Raw genomic sequence first — 16,621 nt, forward strand, 5'->3', positions numbered from 1 at the left:
CGGGGCGGCGCCTAGTCGCGCTCGCCTTCGTTGTACAGCAGGCCGTGGCCCAGCCTGTCGATGCAGATTTCCGAGGTCCAGGGCAGCATCAGGGCGCCGCAGCGGCTGTCGCGGAACATGCGCTCGAGCGGAAAGGTCTTGAGCATGGCCTGGCCGCCGCAGACGCGCACGGCGGCCGAGGCGATCTCGGCGCAGTACTCCATGATGGTGTGCTGGCAGGCATAGGCGCGCATGCGCTCGCCGCGCGACGGATGGGCCTTGAACTCTGAAGTGACGCGGTGGAACAGCGCCCAGGCCTGCTGCAGCTTGATGTACATCTGGGCAATGCCGACCTGCTTGGTGGGATACATGCGGCGCTTTACGTTCACGCCTTCGACTTCGCCGCGCAGGTAGGCCACCGAGAAATCGTAGGCGGCCTGGGCCAGCCCGATATAGCAAGGCGTAAGCGTCATGAACATGTGCGGATACCGGGCCGCCGCCCTGATATACACGCCCTGGGGCATCATCTCGGCCGTGTCCGGTACGAACACGTCCTTGAACAGCAGCGATCGCGAGACCGTGCCGCGCATGCCCAGCGGATCCCAGTCGCCCACGATGGAAACCCCCGGGGCGTCGGCGGGCACGGCGATGAACATGGTGTTGGCATAGGTGGGCTCGGGTACGTCTTCGGTGCACAGCACGCCATAGTAGTCGGCCGAGCCCGACAACGAGGCGAAGATCTTCTTGCCGTTGATCAGCCAGCCGCCGTCCTGGCGCTTGGCAATGGTGCCGAAGGGGTGCTTGCCGGCTGCGGCGCCGCTGCCTTCGGAAAAGGGCTGCGAATAGATCTTGCCCTGCAGCATATTGCCATAGTGCAGCGCGCGGTTGCGCTCATGGCTGGCGCGCTGCTCGTCGGTCAGCTCCATCTCGTCGACCATGTCGGCGGTCCAGAGGGAGTTGGCGTTGTGCATGTTGAAGGTGTTGGCGGTAGAGCCGCAGTAGTAGGCGATGCGCGAGGCGACCAGCATGTAAGTGCGATAGTCGGCGCCCAGGCCGCCCAGCCTTTCGGGCACGCACAGCCCCAGAAAGCCCATTTCGTGCAGGTCTTTGTAGTTGTCGATGGGGAAGCTGGCCTCGCGGTCATGCTTGAAGGCACGCTCGGCCCAGGCGACGCCGTATTGGTCCACCTTGGCGATCAGCTCTCTTTGCTTGTCGGTAAGCGCGGCGCCATCGAACAGCGTGCTGTCGTCGGCCGAACGGGCGTATTGATGGAGGTAGCTGCTGTCCATGAAGGGCTCTTTTTGAATGTTCATGACTAGGGCCTGTTAACACTAAAAGGGCAGCCGCACTGGCCGGCAAAGGCCAGGCAGGCTAGGCGCGGGCGAGGCCGCGGGGTTGATCCCCGCAACGAGCTCGCAACAACGCATGCCTGGCCTTTGCCGGCCAGCCCGAAGGGTGAGCGCGCAAATAGCCGCCCCTCTGCGTTGCCCATGCTCGCCGGGGAACCACCCCGACTGCGCTGGGCGCCTTGATGGTCAACTATTTGCGTGCTCATGCGACTGTCCTTTTAGTGTTAACAGGCCCTAAACGACTTGATGTTGCGCCGCCAGGAATGCCTCGACAGCTTGGTTGAATGCGTTCGGCGATTCGATGTTCGCCATGTGGCTCAGGCCGGGCAACTGTTGGAAACGAGCGTTGGCGTTGTCTTGAGCCAGCCTGTTCATGCCTTTGGGCGGCGCCTGGGTGTCGTGTTCGCCCGCCAGCAGCAGCACCGGAACGTCGATGTTCCGGAAGTCGCTGCGGCGGTCGAAGGTGACCAGCAGCCGCATGGCTTCCAGGTAGCGCTGCTTGTCTATGCCGCTGGCCGACAGTTCGGCCAGGGCGCGCAGGGCGGCGGGCGTGTCGGGGCTCATGAGGCCGTTGAGCAGCGCGGGGGCGGCCTCGGCAAAGTGCTGGTAGGGCCGCATGGCATCGGTGCGCTGGCGCAGGAACTCTTCCTTCCAGGCGGCGTCGGTGCTGCCGAAGGCCGAGCTCGTGGCCGACAGAATGAGGCTTTCCACGCGTTCGGGGTGGCGGCGGTAGAACTCTTGCGCGACCATGCCGCCGATGGAATGGCCCAGGATGTGCGCCCGGTCGATGTGCAGTGCGTCGAGCAATACGCCCACCGAGTCGGCCAGGCCCTGCCAGCTTAATGCAGGCAGTGCGGGCGACCGGCCGTAACCGGGCATGGTCCAGGCCACGCTCAATCGCTTGCCGCCAAAGTGCTCGAGCTGGGGCAGCCATATGCTGGCGGTGGATCCCATGCCGTGCAGCAGCACCAGCGGGACGCCGCCCTGGCCGCTGGCCAGCCAGGTGGGCAGGGTGCTCATTCGAACACCTCGCATAGCGCGCCCGCGTCGACGATGGTCAGGCCGTCGAGCGCCACGCTGCAGTTGCGCAGCGGCAGGTCGAAGTGCCCCTGCGTGTGGCGTCCGGCCATGTCGTTGGCTCCGGTCGAATACAGGAAGTTGCCGGCAAATGCGCGCAGTTCGGTGCCGTTGGTGTCGTTCTTGTCGAACATCTGCAGGGCGTCCCAGCGCGCCGCGGGGTTCATGCCCCAGCCGACGTGGCTGACCGCGTAGGCGTCTTTCTCGTTCCAGGCCTGCAGGTAGCTGCGCATGAGTTCGGCGTCGAGGTTTCGGCCTTCGATGCGGACGATGTAGTCGTTCTCGACATGCAGCGTGATGGGGTTCTCGAGGTAGCGCTTGAAGGTCAGGTTGACGTCGCCGATGTCCATGACCAGCGTGCCGTTGACGGCGCCGGCCCTGGGAAAGGCCAGGCACAGGCCGCCCGGCCAATGCTGCACCAGGCCGGGGCGGTCGGCGCCGCCCCAGACGCCGCCCACCCGGGCGCCTTCAAGCTGTATCTCGAGCCGGGTGCCTGCTTCGGAGGCGACCGTCATGGTCTTGGCGGCGGCCAGCATTCGAACACCGTTCTTCACCTTGCGGGTCAGGTCCTGGTCGGTAGTCAGGCGCTCGAGGATCTCGGGGTGCTCATTGCTGATCATGATGAGCCGCGCACCCGACTCGAGGATTTTGGGCAGTTCGGGCGCGTGCAGCAGCCCTTCGACCGTCAGGTCGACCACCAGGCCCGGGCCCGACAGCGCCTGCATGACGGGAGCCATGTTGCGGATGACGTGCGAGGCTCCCGTAGAGCGCACCGGCACCGGGGTATCCACGGCCAGCGAAGGGACGGTAATGCGCACCGGCACGGCGCCCATCCGGGCAAGGGCCAGTTCGGCCAGATGCAGGTTGATGGCGCGGCTTTCGGTTTCGGCCAGGATGCGCACGACCTCGTTCGCCTCTACCTTGCAGCGGCGGAATATCGTTTCGAAGGTCTTGATCCACTTCTCTTGCGCTTCCATGTTCTCTCCGGATGGTGCCACGAAATCTTGCAATTAAGATGGTGCCACGAAATCTTGCAATTAATAGACTCGTTAGTCGAATAATAGATTTGGGAAGCTTATGGAGTCAAGAGGGAAATGGAGATTCCATGCGCTATTAGGGGAAATACCGAGGGATTGAATGAGGCGCCCAGGGGTGGGCGCTTGGCGAAATTCCTGAATAAAGCGATCAGCAAGTCGGTTAACAGACGAGCATGCCGGCACGGACAAGAGGCTGCGGGGCGCCGGTGGCGCCGGGGAAAAAAGGGAATGGCGCCATTTTTGGCGTCTATTCATCGTGGACCATGCGTTGCGTCTCGTAGTATCTTGTACCTTTTTCCGGCAATTGATTTTCATTACAAGACGGGAGGAGGCATGAAGATACGGGCACGGCACGTTACTGCCTGGGCGATGGCCGGCATGGTCATGTTCGGCGCCGCCGCGGCGCACGAAAGCTCCGACCCTTCTCATGGAAACCACTCCGCCCCGCATGCCTCCGCGGGCGGCGCCCAGGCGCCGGCGTCGGGCATCCAGGTCGAAACCCTGCTCAAGGCCGGCTCGTCCTGGGACGGCGTGGCCTACAAGGCCTATCCGCAGGGGCAGCCGCAGCTTACGGTCATCAGGCTGACCATTCCGCCTCATACCACGCTTCCCTGGCACACCCATCCCATGCCCAATGCCGCCTATGTGGTGTCGGGCCAGATCGTCGTCGAAAAACAGTCTGACGGCCAGAAGCGCACGCTGGGCGCCGGCGAGGTGCTGGCGGAAATGGTCGACACCCTGCATCGGGGCACCACCGGCGACGAGCCGGTGGTGCTGATGGTCTTCTATGCAGGCACGCCCGACATGCCGCTTTCAAAGGGGCATTAAACGCCGGGTGTATAGTAGTTGCAGGAGGTTCAGCCATGCAGCTACAAGGTTCATGCCATTGCGGCGCGGTGCGGTTCAGCCTGGAAAGCGCCACGCCCTATCCCTACCAGCGTTGTTATTGCTCCATTTGCCGCAAGACACAGGGCGGCGGGGGGTACGCCATCAATCTGGGCGGCGACGCCCGTTCGCTCAGCGTTCACGGCCGCGACAACATCAGCGTCTATCAGGCCAAAATGGGCCCGCCCGGGCAGCCAGACGCCAAGGTCAGTTCGGGTCAGCGCCACTTCTGCAAGGTTTGCGGCAGCGCGCTGTGGCTATATGACCCCAGTTGGCCCGAATTAGTACACCCTTTCGCTTCGGCCATCGACACGCCCTTGCCCGTGCCACCCGAACACACCCACTTAATGCTGGAGTTCAAGGCGCCCTGGGTCGAGGTCGACAAGCGGGCCGAAGACCAATACTTCGACGTCTATCCCCAAGAGTCCATTGCCCAGTGGCATCAGCGCACGGGGCTGGACGGGGAATAAGACCGGGCGCGAACCCCGGCCAGGCCGGGGGGCCGGCGCCGGGTCATCAGGACAGCACCTTGCCCGGCAGCCATGTGGCGACAGCAGGCACCTCGTACACCAGCCAGGCGACGAACAGGATCAGCACCCAGTAGGGTGCCGCGCCCTTGAAGATCTCGCCGATCCGTATGTTGCGGTCGGGGATGGCGGCCTTGACGACGAAGACGCCGATGCCGAAGGGCGGGGTGAGCACACCGGCCTCGATGACCAGGATTCCCACCAGGGCGAACACGATGGGATCAAAACCCAGGGCGGTGGCGATGGGCCAGAAAATGGGCACCGTCAGCAGCATGATGGAAATGCTGTCCAGCAGCGCGCCCAGAACGAACCAGACGATGGCCATGAACAGCATCGTGCCGGCGGGCCCCAGCCCCATTTCCTCGAGCAGGTACTGAACTTCTTGCGGCACGCCATTGAGCGCCATCAGCTTGCTGTAGATGACAGCGCTCATCAGCAGCAGCATGATGGGCGTCACCGTCTGGCCCGCGGTGATGCAGGCCTGGAACAGGCCGCGCAGCCGCATGCCCTTGGCGACGGCCAGAATGGCGGCGCCAAGCAGGCCCACCGCGCTGCCTTCGGTGGGCGTGAAATAGCCCCACCAGATGCCGCCCAGCGTCACCACGATCAGCACGCCCACGCCCAGCGAACCCATCACGTTGGAGCGGGTCAGTGGAGAACTGTCCTGGTCGCCCGAGCCTTCGCCGGCGGCGGCGGGGAACATCTTGGCATAGACGATGCAGTACAGCGCATAGAGCAGGGCCAGCACGACGCCCGGGAACACCCCCGCGGCGAACAGGATGCCGACGGACTGCTCGGTAAGAATGGCCCACACGATCATGAAGACCGACGGCGGTATCAACAGGCCCAGCACGGAGCTTCCCGCTATGCATCCCACCGCGAAGCTGGGCTGGTAGCGATGATCGCGCATGACCGGATAGGCGACGTGGCTGAAGGCGGCCGCCGCGGCCACGCCCACGCCCGTCACGGCGGCGAAGACGGCGTTCCCGCCCACTGTGGCGACCGCCAGCCGGCCGGGTATGCCCTTGAGCAGGCGGTTCACGACCCGGAACAGGTCGGTGGCGGCACCGCAGTGAGCGATGAGCATGCCCATCACGGTAAACAGCGGGATGACGACGAAGTTGTACTCCCTGATGCCCGAAATCGCCGTACGCTCGAGCAGGCTGATCGTCGGTTCGAACCCGCCCAGTACGAAATACAGGCCGAAACCCGCCGCGGCGGCGAACGAAAACACAACGGGTATGCCGATCAGCACGCAGACGAACAGCGCGATCAGGCCACCCCACATTGCCATGTCCATTGTTGTTCCTTATTCTGGTAGAGCGTCGTCTTTCTCGGTAAGCCGGCCGCGCAGGCCTTCGGCCACGAAGCCGATGCAGACCAGGCCGCTGATGATCCACAGGATCAGCGTGCCGAAGCGCAGAGGCCATGCCGGCACCCGAAAGGCGTCGTTGCCGTAGAACTCGCCAGAGGCCCAGCCGACAATGGCCGGTTCCCACGACACGATGGCCATGCCGATGAAGAACACGCCGCCGAACAGATAGGCGAGCGCATTGAGCTGGCTGCGCAGCGCCGCCGGCACGCGGTCGATGAAGAAGGTGACCCGCAGCAGCTTGCGATGGCGGATGACGTAGGGTGTTTGCAGATAGGTCAGCAGCACCAGCCCCACGCCGGCCACTTCGGCCGTGCCGGCGAACGGCCGGTTGAAGAACAGGCGGCCCGCCACGTCATAGAAGATGAGCAGAGTCAGTGCGATGAGCAGGCACGCGCCCGCTACGTGCAGCCCGAGCAGGGCGCGATCGATCCATTGCTTCATGTATACCCCTTGACCTGTTGATGGCGCCGCCACGGCTCAGAGCTGGTAGTCGACGGGGAAGGTGTAGCCGGCCTCTTTCAGGAAGCGGATGTAGGTCTTGAACACCTCGGTCGCGGGGAAGCCCTTGCCATCGAGTTCCTTGGCTGCGCGAATGGGAAGATCTTTGACCGCCTCGGCCCATTTGCGGCGCTCTTCGAGCGGCAGGGTATTGATGGTGATGCCTTCGCTCTTCAGCTTGGCCTCGACGTCCTGGTCGCGCTGCTTGCTGAGCTCGCCGACCTTGACGGCGGCCTCGAGCGCGACTTCGTCGATGATGGCGACCACCTCTTTGGGCAGCTTCTCGCGCGTGCTCAGGCTCATGAAGGCAACCAGGGTGCTTAGCGAACCGAAGCCCGACTTGTTGAAATACTTGGCCACTTCCTTCAGCTTGAAGGCTTCCATGCCCGACATGTAGAACAGGCTGCCGTCGGCCAGGCCGGTCTGCATGGCCTGGTAGTGCTCGCCGATGCCCAGCGTGACCGGCACGGCGTCCACCGCCATGAACAGCGGCGCATTGGTGCCGGCCAGCGCGATGCGCTTGCCTTTCAGGCCTTCCACTGTGTTCCAGTCGAAGGTCGTCGCCGTGCCGTAGGCCTCGGACACCATGGCGCCCAGCACATAGCTGTTGTAGCGCTTCATGCTTTCCTGCAGGGCGGGCACCTCTTTGATCATCCGGTTGGACACCGCCGCCTGTACGGTGGGATCGGGCGTGGTGAAGGGAATATAGGCGCTGTAGTTGAGCAGGCCGGCGCGGGACTGTTCGAAACCGATGGGCGACAGGCCGATGTCCAGGGTGCCGTTCTGCACCGCCTCGATCGCGCCGTCGACCTTGGCCACGCTGCCGCCCCAGGCCTTGATGAAGCGAACCTTGTGATCGGTGCGTTCCGCGACTCGCTTGCTGACTTCGTCGGCGAAGAAGGTGTCGTACACCTTCACATAGGTAAGGCCGGTGGTGTGCCCGCCGCCCATGCGCAGCCGAAAGGTATCGGCGTGGGCGGTGGCCGACATGGCGAGAGAGAGGGCGGCGGCCGCCAGACAGTAAAAGGTTTTCATGTGATGTCTCCGGTAGTTGTTCGTGTTTTATGTTTGATTGCTAACTCGCGCAACGCAAGAGCGCGGCTTCGTAATCCTGCGGATTGAGCAGATGCGGATAATGCCCGCCCCGCTTAAGGCTTACATGCAGGGCGTCCGGATAGCGTGCGCGCAGCCTGGCGCGCGCAGCCGGTGGAATCAGCGGGTCGTCTTCGCAATCGAGCACGGTGATGCGTGAAGCCGGGATCGGCAGTGCGGGACAAGGGGTGGACCGTACCACACCCAGAAAGCGCGCGTGCAGGTTGCGGGGGCTTTGGCGTTGGGCCAGCATGGTTTCCTGAAGCTGAGAGAGCTCCGAAGCGGGGGCGCTTCGGATGCGTCCGAGCCATTCGGCATGCAGGGCATCGGGTTCGATGCCTTCGACATAGCCGCGGTCGAAGAGCGGGTTGTCGGCCAGGTCGGAACCGTCGGTGAAGCCGTTGCCGATGACCAGCGAAAGTACTTTCTGCGGATGCCGAAGTGCGAAGTATTGCGCCCAGTAGGCGGCGAATGACGAGCCTGCGACGGTGGCCGCCGGCAGGCCGATATGGTCCATGACCTCGGCCAGGCCGTCGGCCAGCGCCGCCGGATCGGATTCGGCCGGATACGTCACCGCCACCAACCGAAGCCGTTCGCCCAAAGAAAGCAGGGTCAGGACGAACATGGCGGCGTCGCCCACCGATCCCGGCAGCAGCACTACGGGAGGCCCTTCGCCGCCGGTGTCCAGCCAGCGCCACTCATGGCCGCCTGTCGCCAGCGTGCTCCAGGCATGGCGGGATTCCAGGTCGGCCAGCTTGTCGAGCAGCGCGCCGCTCATTGGCCGGCTTCCTCTTTGACGTAGCCCTTGTCGCGCAGTTCCTGCATCGAACCGGACGAGAATTCGGCCTTGGGCGCGTTGCCGCTGACGATGACCAGCAGCCAGTGGGTGGTGTCGGGCTCTTCGTGGGTGATGTTCTCGAAACGGCGGTTGACACCGGGCGGGAAGGAAATGGTGTCGCGTGGGCCCAGCTCGAACGACTCGGTCCGGCCGTCGACTTCCCATGAACAACGCCAGCGGCCCGAGAAGGGCATGAAGGTTTCGTTGGTGTCGTGGTTGTGCATCATCGGGCCCTTGCCGGGCGCGGCTTCGACAAAGCCCAGGTTGAAGCCTTCGTTCACCTTGATGGCTGCGTTCTTCGCGGCGTCGTCGCCCAGCGGCGAGGTGACACCGTGGTTGTCGGCCTCGGGCGGCTGAAAGCCCAGGATGTTGTACAGGGTGCGCTTGGCGCTGGGGTAGGTGCTGTCCGGCAACCCCCCGTCAAAACCCTTGAGCTCGCTGAACAGCGCGACGCGCTTGCGCATTTCTTCACGGGTGACGCGTATGGTCGGAATACTCATGACTGGTTTGCTCCTGAAAAGAATGACTGCCCATCGAGCATTCGCTTGGAGTGTTCGATGTCCGGGACTGCGGATGCGGGGGAAACAGCGGCGGTCGCCGTTGTGCTTGTCTCCGCGGATTGTTGTCTTTATGTGCCGTGTCGAGCGGCTTCAGAAAAATTAAACCCTAGTGTGGCCCTTGCTACAATTCGTCCCGCCGATAGTCGATATCGATTCCTCGTTGGTGCGGCGCACAAGCATCCGCATGAAGGCCGCGAGGGCATCAGGGGAGGCCGACAGTGAATCTTCGGGGCACCGATCTGAATCTGCTCGTGGCATTCGATGCGCTCATGCGCGAATGCCACGTCACGCGCGCGGCCTATCGCCTGGACATCAGCCAGTCGTCGATGAGCCTGGCCCTGTCCAAGCTGCGGGTCATGTTCCACGACCCCTTGCTGGTCAAGTCGGCCAAGGGCCTGGTGCCCACGGAAAGGGCGCGCTACCTGATGCCGCAGATCGAAGAGATATTGCGCAGCCTCGACATGCTCATCCATGAACAGCAGCCCTTCGATCCGGCTCTGGCATGCGAAACAGTCACCATGATCGTCATCGACTACATCGATTTCGTGGTCATGCAGCGTCTGATGAACGAGCTGCAGCAACAGGCGCCGAACGTGTCGCTAAGCATCGTGGGGCCCAATCCCAGGCGCCTGGCCGAGATCATGAGCAGCGGCGAGATCGACATGGCGCTCACCTACTTTCCCGCGCCGCCCGATAACGTGCGTACCCGGCCCCTGTTCTCGGATCGCCTGGTGGGCATTGCGCGCGCCGGGCATCCGCTGTTCGAGCGCCCCTTGTCGCTCGAGCGTTATTGCCAGTATGCCCATGTGGCCGTCACGCCCGCCGAGGGCGCCGACATGTACAACGCCCTGATCGACGGCGCCATGCGCAATGCGGGGTGCCAGCGCCGCATCGTGCTTTCCAAACCCACCTTCATGGGCGTGCCTTTCCTGATCGCCCAGTCGGACATGATCGCCACGCTGCCCGAGCGCATCGCACAGAAGTTCACCGACCTGGCGGCCATACGCATTTTCGAGCCGCCGCTTACCCTGGCGCCCATCAATGTCGTGCTGATGTGGCACGACCGTACCCATAACAACCCCTTGCACCGCTGGCTGCGCGACCTGATCGCCGACGTCTGCGAGCACAAGATCAGCGGCCCCCTGGGCAGGCCTGCCGCCCTTTAATCAAGCAGAAGGCCGTGGCGGCAAATGCGCATCGATCAGTTCGATCCAGTGTCGCACCGGCACCCGCGCCGCCCCCGCCAGATGCGTCTGGCAGCCGATATTGGCCGTGGCGATCAACTCGGGCCCGCCGCTTTCCAGCGCCTCGACCTTGTTGCGGCGCAAGGTGTTGGAAAGCTCGGGCTCGGTGATCGAATAAGTGCCCGCCGAACCGCAGCACAAGTGCGCATTCGGCACCGGCGCAAGATCAAAACCGAAGCGCCCGAGAATATCTTCCACCGCGCCGCCCAGCTTCTGCGCGTGCTGAAGCGTGCAAGGGCAATGAAAGGCAATCTTCGCCTTGCCCGAACCCAGGTCTTGCAGCTTTTCCGCGCGCAGCACTTCGGAAATGTCGAGTGCCAGCTCGCTGACCCGCCTGGCCTTGTGCGCATAGGCGGGATCGTGGCGCAGCAGATGTCCGTACTCCTTCACGAACGCGCCGCAGCCGCTGGCCGTCTGCACAATGGCTTGCGCGCCCGCCTCGATGGCCGGCCACCAGGCATCGATGTTGCGGCGAGCCCGGTCAAGGCCTTTTTGCTGATCGTTCAGGTGGTAGTCGGTGGCGCCGCAGCAGCCCGCGCCGCCGGCCTCTACGATGCTGATGCCCAGCCGGTCGAGTACCCGCGCCGTTGCCGCGTTCGTGTTGGGGGAAAGCGAAGGCTGCACGCAGCCCTCGAGCATGAGCATGCGGCGCTCATGGCGCGGCGCCGGCCGCGCGCCCGCCGCGGGAGCACGGGCGGGCACCTTGGCGCGAATCGCGGCGGGCAGCAGCCCGCGCACGGCTTGCCCGATCCGCAGCAGCGTGGCGAAGACCATGCGGCGCGGCACGACCTGGCGCAAGCCGCCCCGCAGCAGTCGCTGGGACAGCGGGCGTCGCACGCGCCGCTCGATTTCCTCGCGGCCGATGTCCAGCAGCGTGTGGTATTCCACACCCGACGGACAGGTGGTTTCGCAATTGCGGCAGGTCAGGCAGCGGTCCAGATGCTGTTGCGTCCGCGCGGTCGCCTCGCCGCCCTCGAGCAGGCTCTTGATCAGGTAGATGCGCCCGCGGGGCCCATCGAGTTCGTCGCCCAGCACCTGATAGGTCGGACAGGTGGCGTTGCAAAAGCCGCAGTGCACGCAGCTGCGCAAAATACGTTCGGCCTCGTCGGCGCGAGGCAGCTGTTTCGCCTGGTCACTGAGATTGGTTTGCATGGTCGTTTCTACAGGTTCGCATACATGCGGCCGGGGTTGAATATGCCCTTCGGGTCCACCTGCGCCTTCAGCCGCTGGTGAAAGCGCATCATGATTTCGGGCAGCGGCTGGAAGGGAGTGTCGTCGACGCCGGCCGTGTAGCAGGTGGCATGGCCGCCCAGCGATGCGGCATGCTGGCGAATCTGCTGGGGCGGCGCATTGCTGGCCAGCCAGCGCTGGGCGCCGGCCCAGTCGAGCAGTACCTCGCCCGGCAGGGAATGAAGAGGCGTTTGCCAGGGCACCGAGAGCCGCCACAGCGCAGGCCCCGAAGCGAAGAAGGGCAGCCTGCGTTCGCGCAGATCGGCCCAGACGTCCGCCTCGATCTGCTCGCCGCCGAGGCGCGTGCGGGCGGCGTCGACAGTGGCTTCGCCGCCCTCGAGCCGGACGTGCAAGCGTTGCTTCCAATGGAAGGCGCCACTGACGGGGAGGTCATCGCGGCGCCATTGCGTAAGCATGTCCAGGGCTTTTTCGGCATTGACTTCCAGCGCCAGGCTGCATGTCTTGCGCGGCAGGGGCAGTACCTTGAGCGACACCTCGGTAATCAGGCCAAGGCAGCCGTGGCTGCCGGCCAGCAAGCGGGAAAAATCGTATCCCGCCACGTTCTTCATGACTTCGCCGCCAAAGCGCAGGTGCTGGCCCTGGCCGGCGATGACGCGGGTGCCGAGCACAAAGTCGCGCACCGAACCCGCCCAAGGGCGGCGCGGCCCCGCCAGCGCACTGGCCACCATGCCGCCCACCGTGGCCCGGCCGTTGAAGTCGGGCGCCTCGGGCGGCAGGTTCTGGCCCTCGGAGGCCAGCAGCGCGTTCAGGTCGCTGACGAGCGTGCCCGCCCTGACGGTGACGACCAACTCGGTGGGGTCGTAATGCACGACGCCGGTGTGCGAGCGGGTATCGAGCTCTTGGCCTTTCACCCGCCGGCCCAGGAAGGCCTTGCTGTCGCCGCCGCGGATGCGCAGGCCGTGGCCGTGCTGCAGGGCGCTTTGCACCTGCTCGAGCAGGCGCGGCGTGTCGTCTTGCTGGGGGATAATGCCGGACATCAGAAGCGCTCCAGTTCGGGGTGGGGCAATTGCCCCGCGTGGATATGCATGGAGCCGAACTCGGCGCAGCGGTTCAGGGTAGGCACGTTCTTGCCGGGGTTGAGCAGGGTATGCGGGTCGAAGGCGGCTTTCAGGCGATGGAAGAACTGCAGCTCTTCGCTGTTGAACTGGGCGCACATCTGGTTGATTTTTTCGCGGCCCACACCATGCTCGCCCGTGATGGTGCCGCCCACCTCGACGCAGAGTTCCAGTATCTTGGCGCCGATCTGCTCGGCGCGATCCATTTCGCCGGGCGTGTTGGCATCGAACAGGATGAGCGGATGCAGGTTGCCGTCGCCCGCATGGAACACATTGGCCACCCGCAGGCCATAAGTGTTCGAAAGTTCGGCGATGCGCGTCAGCACCTTGGGCAGGGCCCGGCGCGGAATGGTGCCGTCCATGCAGTAGTAGTCGGGCGAAATGCGGCCCACGGCCGGAAATGCGTTTTTCCTGCCGGCCCAGAAGCGCTGGCGCTCGGCCTCGTTTTGCGCCACCCGCACTTCGACCGCGCCCGATTCGCGCAGCATCTGCTCGACCCGGGCGACGTCTTCGGCCACGTCCAGTTCGGCGCCGTCCAGCTCACACAGCAGCATGGCTTGCGCATCTACCGGGTATCCCGCCTGGATGAAGTCTTCGGCTGCGCGGATGGACAGGTTGTCCATCATTTCAAGGCCGGCCGGAATGATGCCGGCGCCTATGATGCGGGCCACGGTGGAGCCGGCTTTCTCCACGCTGTCGAAGCTGGCCAGCAGCACCTTGGCGCATTGCGGCTTGGAAAGCAGCCTGACCGTGACTTCGGTGATCACACCCAGCAAGCCTTCAGAGCCGGTGAACAGGGCGACCATGTCAAAGCCTGGCGAATCGAAGGCTTCGGAGCCCAGCACGAGCTGTTCCCCGTCGACAGTAAGTATGGTGACCTGAAGGATGTTGTGCAGGGTAAGGCCGTACTTCAGGCAGTGCACGCCGCCGGCGTTTTCCGCCACATTGCCGCCGATGGAACAGGCTATCTGCGAAGAAGGGTCGGGTGCATAGTACAGGCCATAGGCTGCAGCCGCCTCTGAAATGGCCAGGTTGCGCACGCCCGGCTGGACGCGGGCGATGCCGGCATCGGGGTCGATTGAAAGAATGCGGTTGAAGCGCGACATGACCAGCAGAATGCCTTTCTCGAGCGGCATTGCTCCGCCCGAAAGGCCGGTTCCGGCGCCCCGAGTAACGATGGGAACGCCATGCTGCGAGGCAAAGCGCAACACGCCCGCAACCTGCTCGATGGTGTCGGGCAGCACCACCAGCATGGGGGTGCTGCGGTAGGCCGACAGGCCGTCGCACTCGAAGGGGCGCAGCGCTTCGGGCTCATGCAAGACCTTCAGGTCCGGTATCGCGCTGCGCAAGTCATTCAGGACGCGCTGCTTGTCGACGTCCGGAAGCGCGCCGTCCACGCGTTCGTCGTAAAGATAGCTCATTGCCTAACCTGGTGGAAAGCCCGCGGAAAGCGATTGCCTGCGCAAGGCCTGGTTCAGTGTCTTAAACCTGAATCGTGGTGCATGGAATGGCAAATGTCCATGGCCCAGCAAGCTGGTCATACCAGTTTTTACGATGAGAAGGGCGCTTCTGTGCTATTTTATGCCATGAATATAAAGGCTATTTTTGATTCTTATAGTATGGCCGGCTTTCTTGAGTTTAACTTGTCATACCAGTTATGAATGACATAAAACCCCCAACCCATCTTGATGAAGGCACGGCCCCGGACGGGGTGGCCGACAGGGTGGCGGCGCGCATCGAGCGCCTCATTAGCGACAGCGTGCTGAAGCCGGGCCAGCCCCTGCCTTCCGAGCGCATGCTTACCGAAAGGCTGGCCGTGTCGCGCTCGGCGCTGCGCGAAGGGCTCAAGCTGCTGCGCGGCCGGGGGCTCATACGCACCGCGCAGGGCAAGCGCTCGGTGGTGGCCAACCTGCTGGCCGAAACCAGCCAGGCCCCCATGCTGCACCTGCTTACAAGCCAGCCCCGTACTTTGTACGACCTGCTCGAGGTGCGGGAATTCCTCGAGGCAGAGTCGGCCGGCCTGGCCGCCGAGCGCGGCACCCCGGCCGACCACGTGCTGATCACGCGCCGCTATCGCGAGCTTGCCGCCGCCGTCGACCAGGAAATAGACTCTGCCGAGCACGCCCGGCTCGATCATGCCTTTCACCTTGCCATCTGCGAGGCTTCGCACAACCAGGTGCTGGTGCACACGCTTGCTTCGCTCAACGACCTGATGCTCAGTTCCGTCTTTGCATCGCTCAGCAATCTTTATCACCGTTCTGCCCACAAGCGGCAGATCGACCGCCATCATGCCCGCCTGTTCAAGGCGGTAACCGGCCGCCTGCCCGATGCCGCCCGGCGCGCCGCGCGCGAGCACATTCGCGGCATACGGCACAGCCTGCTCGAAATAGAGCAGGAAGAGCAGCGCCTGTTTCGAGCCACTTTGCGGCGGCAGGGCGATGAAATTCTTTGATGCAGCCTTGCGGCGCGGCAGAACGGCGCCGATCATCGGTGCTGCGTGGCGCTGCGGGCCGGCGCTTCGCCCTTCTCATTGCGCGGCCGCGCCCCTACCCGGCGCAAAGCCGCTCAGGCAACGGTTTCAGGGCAGCTTGAACCGCCGGCGCGCCTGTTCGACCTGGGCACGCACCACGCAATCGCGGGCATGGTCATTCACAAGGCCCATCGCCTGCATGAAGGCATAGGCCGTGGTGGGGCCGACGAACTTCCAGCCCAGTTTCTTCAGGTCTTTCGACAGCGCCATGGACTCTGCCGAGGTGGTTGCGGTTTGCGGCTCGGTCCCGCCCTTGCGGGGAGCTTCGTAGCGCCAGAAAAAAGCCGCCAGCGAGCCTTCGCGCCCGACCATTTCCTGGGCGCGGCCGGCATTGTTGATGGCGGCTTCTATCTTGCCTCGATGGCGGATGATGCCGGCGTCTTGCAGCAGCCGGCTTACGTCGCTTTCGCCGAACTGGGCGACCCGGTCGAAATCGAAACCATGAAAGGCCGCCCGAAAGTTTTCGCGCTTGGCCAGGATGGTGCGCCAGCTGAGCCCCGACTGAAACCCCTCGAGGCACAGCTTTTCGAACAGGCGCTGGTCGTCGCCCACCGGAAAGCCCCACTCGGTATCGTGGTAGTGAAAAAACTCGGGCGCCGCCGCGCACCAGCGGCAGCGCGGCCGGCCGTCGGGGCCGGGAACGGTCGTGCTCATGGTTTCACCCTTCAGTGGTCGGCCCGAATTAGGAATGGATATCCACAGGCCGAATGCTGGATGATAGGGCAGGTATCCCGGGCGATCAAGAAAGCGGCAGGCTATTAACAGCCTGCCTGCCGCAATCAAGGGAAACCGATCAATACGCGGGCGCGCTGATTGAGCCCGATGTGGCCGTTCTGGCTCATTTCACGGCCTCGTCAAGAACCTTGCCGTTACGCACCACTTCTTTGCCGTCGACCTTGACGGTGCAATTGCGCAGCGGAATGTCGATGTGGCAGGCGGTGGTGCGGTTGCCGCCGGCCTCGTTGTTGGGCCCCAACGAGAACAGGAAGTTGCCTTCGTAGGCCCGGGCGTCCATGGCGATGGACTGCTCGCGGTCGTACAGCAGCATGGTGGACCAGTGGCAGCGCGGCTGCAGGCCCCAGCCGATGTGCGAGATGGCATAGCCCTCGGGGTCGTTGAACAAGGCCATGTATTCGCGCAGCAGCTCGGCGTCGACCCCGCCCTCGATCTTGGTGGCGTAGCCGTTCTCGACCGTCAGCACGATCTTGTCGCTGGTGTAGCACTTTTGCGGCAGCAGGATGTCGCCCTTGTCGATCACGATGGTGCCGTTGCTGCCGCCTTCGTTGGGGAAGGTAAAGCAAAAGCCGCTGGGCCAGTGGTCCCA

At 64.1% G+C, this 16,621-nt stretch carries 18 protein-coding genes; 5 read left to right on the forward strand and 13 right to left on the reverse strand.

Annotated features, from left to right (window positions below):
• Nucleotides 1–11: 11 nt before the first annotated feature.
• The 3 genes from C7440_RS19435 to C7440_RS19445 all read right to left on the reverse strand — a co-directional run bounded on the left by C7440_RS19435 (nt 12) and on the right by C7440_RS19445 (nt 3,382).
• The gene (locus tag C7440_RS19435) at nt 12–1,292 is read right to left on the reverse strand and encodes an acyl-CoA dehydrogenase family protein (RefSeq protein ID WP_116519644.1); all 1,281 of its coding nucleotides are present in this window, start codon (nt 1,290–1,292) and stop codon (nt 12–14) included.
• Nucleotides 1,293–1,562: 270 nt separating this feature from the next.
• Nucleotides 1,563–2,348, reverse strand: coding sequence for an alpha/beta fold hydrolase (locus tag C7440_RS19440; RefSeq protein WP_165832654.1), 786 nt, complete (start codon nt 2,346–2,348; stop codon nt 1,563–1,565).
• On the reverse strand, nt 2,345–3,382 hold the full coding sequence (locus tag C7440_RS19445) for a 2,5-dihydroxypyridine 5,6-dioxygenase NicX family protein (RefSeq protein WP_017524583.1): 1,038 nt from the start codon (nt 3,380–3,382) through the stop codon (nt 2,345–2,347). The genes C7440_RS19440 and C7440_RS19445 overlap by 4 nt, the downstream gene beginning before the upstream one ends.
• Before the next feature lie 393 nt (nt 3,383–3,775).
• Here C7440_RS19445 and C7440_RS19450 point away from each other — a divergent pair, with 393 nt between their 5' ends.
• Both C7440_RS19450 and C7440_RS19455 read left to right on the forward strand, forming a co-directional pair.
• Complete coding sequence (locus C7440_RS19450) at nt 3,776–4,270, forward strand: cupin domain-containing protein (RefSeq protein WP_243410987.1); 495 nt, start codon at nt 3,776–3,778, stop codon at nt 4,268–4,270.
• A gap of 35 nt (nt 4,271–4,305) precedes the next feature.
• Nucleotides 4,306–4,797 (forward strand): GFA family protein, encoded by a 492-nt coding sequence (locus C7440_RS19455; RefSeq protein WP_116519647.1) that lies wholly within the window; start codon nt 4,306–4,308, stop codon nt 4,795–4,797.
• A gap of 46 nt (nt 4,798–4,843) precedes the next feature.
• Here C7440_RS19455 and C7440_RS19460 read toward each other — a convergent pair whose 3' ends face one another.
• The 5 genes from C7440_RS19460 to C7440_RS19480 are packed head-to-tail and all read right to left on the reverse strand — an operon-like array spanning nt 4,844 to nt 9,157.
• On the reverse strand, nt 4,844–6,154 hold the full coding sequence (locus C7440_RS19460) for a TRAP transporter large permease (RefSeq protein ID WP_017524580.1): 1,311 nt from the start codon (nt 6,152–6,154) through the stop codon (nt 4,844–4,846).
• Between the two features lie 9 nt (nt 6,155–6,163).
• Nucleotides 6,164–6,670, reverse strand: a complete 507-nt coding sequence (locus C7440_RS19465; protein ID WP_017524579.1) for a TRAP transporter small permease — start codon at nt 6,668–6,670, stop codon at nt 6,164–6,166.
• A 36-nt stretch (nt 6,671–6,706) separates the two neighbouring features.
• Entirely contained in the window at nt 6,707–7,762 is a 1,056-nt protein-coding gene (gene dctP / locus C7440_RS19470; RefSeq protein WP_017524578.1) for a TRAP transporter substrate-binding protein DctP, read from the reverse strand.
• Nucleotides 7,763–7,802: 40 nt separating this feature from the next.
• The gene (locus tag C7440_RS19475) at nt 7,803–8,597 is read right to left on the reverse strand and encodes an alpha/beta fold hydrolase (RefSeq protein WP_017524577.1); all 795 of its coding nucleotides are present in this window, start codon (nt 8,595–8,597) and stop codon (nt 7,803–7,805) included.
• The gene (locus tag C7440_RS19480) at nt 8,594–9,157 is read right to left on the reverse strand and encodes a cupin domain-containing protein (RefSeq protein WP_017524576.1); all 564 of its coding nucleotides are present in this window, start codon (nt 9,155–9,157) and stop codon (nt 8,594–8,596) included. The genes C7440_RS19475 and C7440_RS19480 overlap by 4 nt, the downstream gene beginning before the upstream one ends.
• A 278-nt stretch (nt 9,158–9,435) precedes the next feature.
• Here C7440_RS19480 and C7440_RS19485 point away from each other — a divergent pair, with 278 nt between their 5' ends.
• Nucleotides 9,436–10,383 carry a LysR family transcriptional regulator gene (locus C7440_RS19485; RefSeq protein WP_017524575.1) on the forward strand — a complete coding sequence of 316 codons (948 nt, stop codon included), beginning with the start codon at nt 9,436–9,438 and terminating at the stop codon, nt 10,381–10,383.
• On the opposite strand, the gene glcF is transcribed toward C7440_RS19485, so the two are convergent.
• Genes glcF through glcD form a run of 3 tightly spaced genes read right to left on the reverse strand, consistent with a single transcriptional unit; the run spans nt 10,384 to nt 14,188 of the window.
• Nucleotides 10,384–11,613 carry a glycolate oxidase subunit GlcF gene (gene glcF, locus C7440_RS19490; RefSeq protein ID WP_017524574.1) on the reverse strand — a complete coding sequence of 410 codons (1,230 nt, stop codon included), beginning with the start codon at nt 11,611–11,613 and terminating at the stop codon, nt 10,384–10,386.
• Nucleotides 11,614–11,621: 8 nt separating this feature from the next.
• Nucleotides 11,622–12,689 carry a glycolate oxidase subunit GlcE gene (glcE, locus tag C7440_RS19495; protein ID WP_017524573.1) on the reverse strand — a complete coding sequence of 356 codons (1,068 nt, stop codon included), beginning with the start codon at nt 12,687–12,689 and terminating at the stop codon, nt 11,622–11,624.
• Nucleotides 12,689–14,188: a glycolate oxidase subunit GlcD gene (glcD, locus tag C7440_RS19500; RefSeq protein WP_017524572.1), complete on the reverse strand. Its 1,500-nt coding sequence runs from the start codon at nt 14,186–14,188 to the stop codon at nt 12,689–12,691. The genes glcE and glcD overlap by 1 nt, the downstream gene beginning before the upstream one ends.
• Before the next feature lie 93 nt (nt 14,189–14,281).
• Here glcD and C7440_RS19920 point away from each other — a divergent pair, with 93 nt between their 5' ends.
• Entirely contained in the window at nt 14,282–14,428 is a 147-nt protein-coding gene (locus tag C7440_RS19920; protein WP_017524571.1) for a hypothetical protein, read from the forward strand.
• Entirely contained in the window at nt 14,425–15,219 is a 795-nt protein-coding gene (gene glcC, locus C7440_RS19505; RefSeq protein WP_017524570.1) for a transcriptional regulator GlcC, read from the forward strand. Before C7440_RS19920 ends, glcC begins: the two co-directional genes overlap by 4 nt.
• A 126-nt stretch (nt 15,220–15,345) precedes the next feature.
• Here glcC and C7440_RS19510 read toward each other — a convergent pair whose 3' ends face one another.
• Nucleotides 15,346–15,951: a DNA-3-methyladenine glycosylase I gene (locus C7440_RS19510; protein ID WP_017524569.1), complete on the reverse strand. Its 606-nt coding sequence runs from the start codon at nt 15,949–15,951 to the stop codon at nt 15,346–15,348.
• Nucleotides 15,952–16,135: 184 nt separating this feature from the next.
• On the reverse strand, nt 16,136–16,621 hold a 486-nt coding region (locus C7440_RS19515; RefSeq protein WP_480383347.1), incomplete at its 5' end, for a 2,5-dihydroxypyridine 5,6-dioxygenase NicX family protein.

The sequence above is a fragment of the Pusillimonas noertemannii genome, from assembly GCF_003096595.1.
GTDB classification, from domain to species: Bacteria; Pseudomonadota; Gammaproteobacteria; order Burkholderiales; family Burkholderiaceae_B; genus Pusillimonas; species Pusillimonas noertemannii.

Bases quoted from the DNA above. Each gene is read 5' to 3' on its own strand.
- C7440_RS19435 (WP_116519644.1), bottom strand. From the start codon at position 1,292: ATGAACATTCAAAAAGAGCCCTTCATGGACAGCAGCTACCTCCATCAA.
- C7440_RS19440 (WP_165832654.1), bottom strand. From the start codon at position 2,348: ATGAGCACCCTGCCCACCTGGCTGGCCAGCGGCCAGGGCGGCGTCCCG.
- C7440_RS19445 (WP_017524583.1), bottom strand. From the start codon at position 3,382: ATGGAAGCGCAAGAGAAGTGGATCAAGACCTTCGAAACGATATTCCGC.
- C7440_RS19450 (WP_243410987.1), top strand. From the start codon at position 3,776: ATGAAGATACGGGCACGGCACGTTACTGCCTGGGCGATGGCCGGCATG.
- C7440_RS19455 (WP_116519647.1), top strand. From the start codon at position 4,306: ATGCAGCTACAAGGTTCATGCCATTGCGGCGCGGTGCGGTTCAGCCTG.
- C7440_RS19460 (WP_017524580.1), bottom strand. From the start codon at position 6,154: ATGGACATGGCAATGTGGGGTGGCCTGATCGCGCTGTTCGTCTGCGTG.
- C7440_RS19465 (WP_017524579.1), bottom strand. From the start codon at position 6,670: ATGAAGCAATGGATCGATCGCGCCCTGCTCGGGCTGCACGTAGCGGGC.
- dctP (WP_017524578.1), bottom strand. From the start codon at position 7,762: ATGAAAACCTTTTACTGTCTGGCGGCCGCCGCCCTCTCTCTCGCCATG.
- C7440_RS19475 (WP_017524577.1), bottom strand. From the start codon at position 8,597: ATGAGCGGCGCGCTGCTCGACAAGCTGGCCGACCTGGAATCCCGCCAT.
- C7440_RS19480 (WP_017524576.1), bottom strand. From the start codon at position 9,157: ATGAGTATTCCGACCATACGCGTCACCCGTGAAGAAATGCGCAAGCGC.
- glcF (WP_017524574.1), bottom strand. From the start codon at position 11,613: ATGCAAACCAATCTCAGTGACCAGGCGAAACAGCTGCCTCGCGCCGAC.
- glcE (WP_017524573.1), bottom strand. From the start codon at position 12,689: ATGTCCGGCATTATCCCCCAGCAAGACGACACGCCGCGCCTGCTCGAG.
- glcD (WP_017524572.1), bottom strand. From the start codon at position 14,188: ATGAGCTATCTTTACGACGAACGCGTGGACGGCGCGCTTCCGGACGTC.
- C7440_RS19920 (WP_017524571.1), top strand. From the start codon at position 14,282: ATGTCCATGGCCCAGCAAGCTGGTCATACCAGTTTTTACGATGAGAAG.
- glcC (WP_017524570.1), top strand. From the start codon at position 14,425: ATGAATGACATAAAACCCCCAACCCATCTTGATGAAGGCACGGCCCCG.
- C7440_RS19510 (WP_017524569.1), bottom strand. From the start codon at position 15,951: ATGAGCACGACCGTTCCCGGCCCCGACGGCCGGCCGCGCTGCCGCTGG.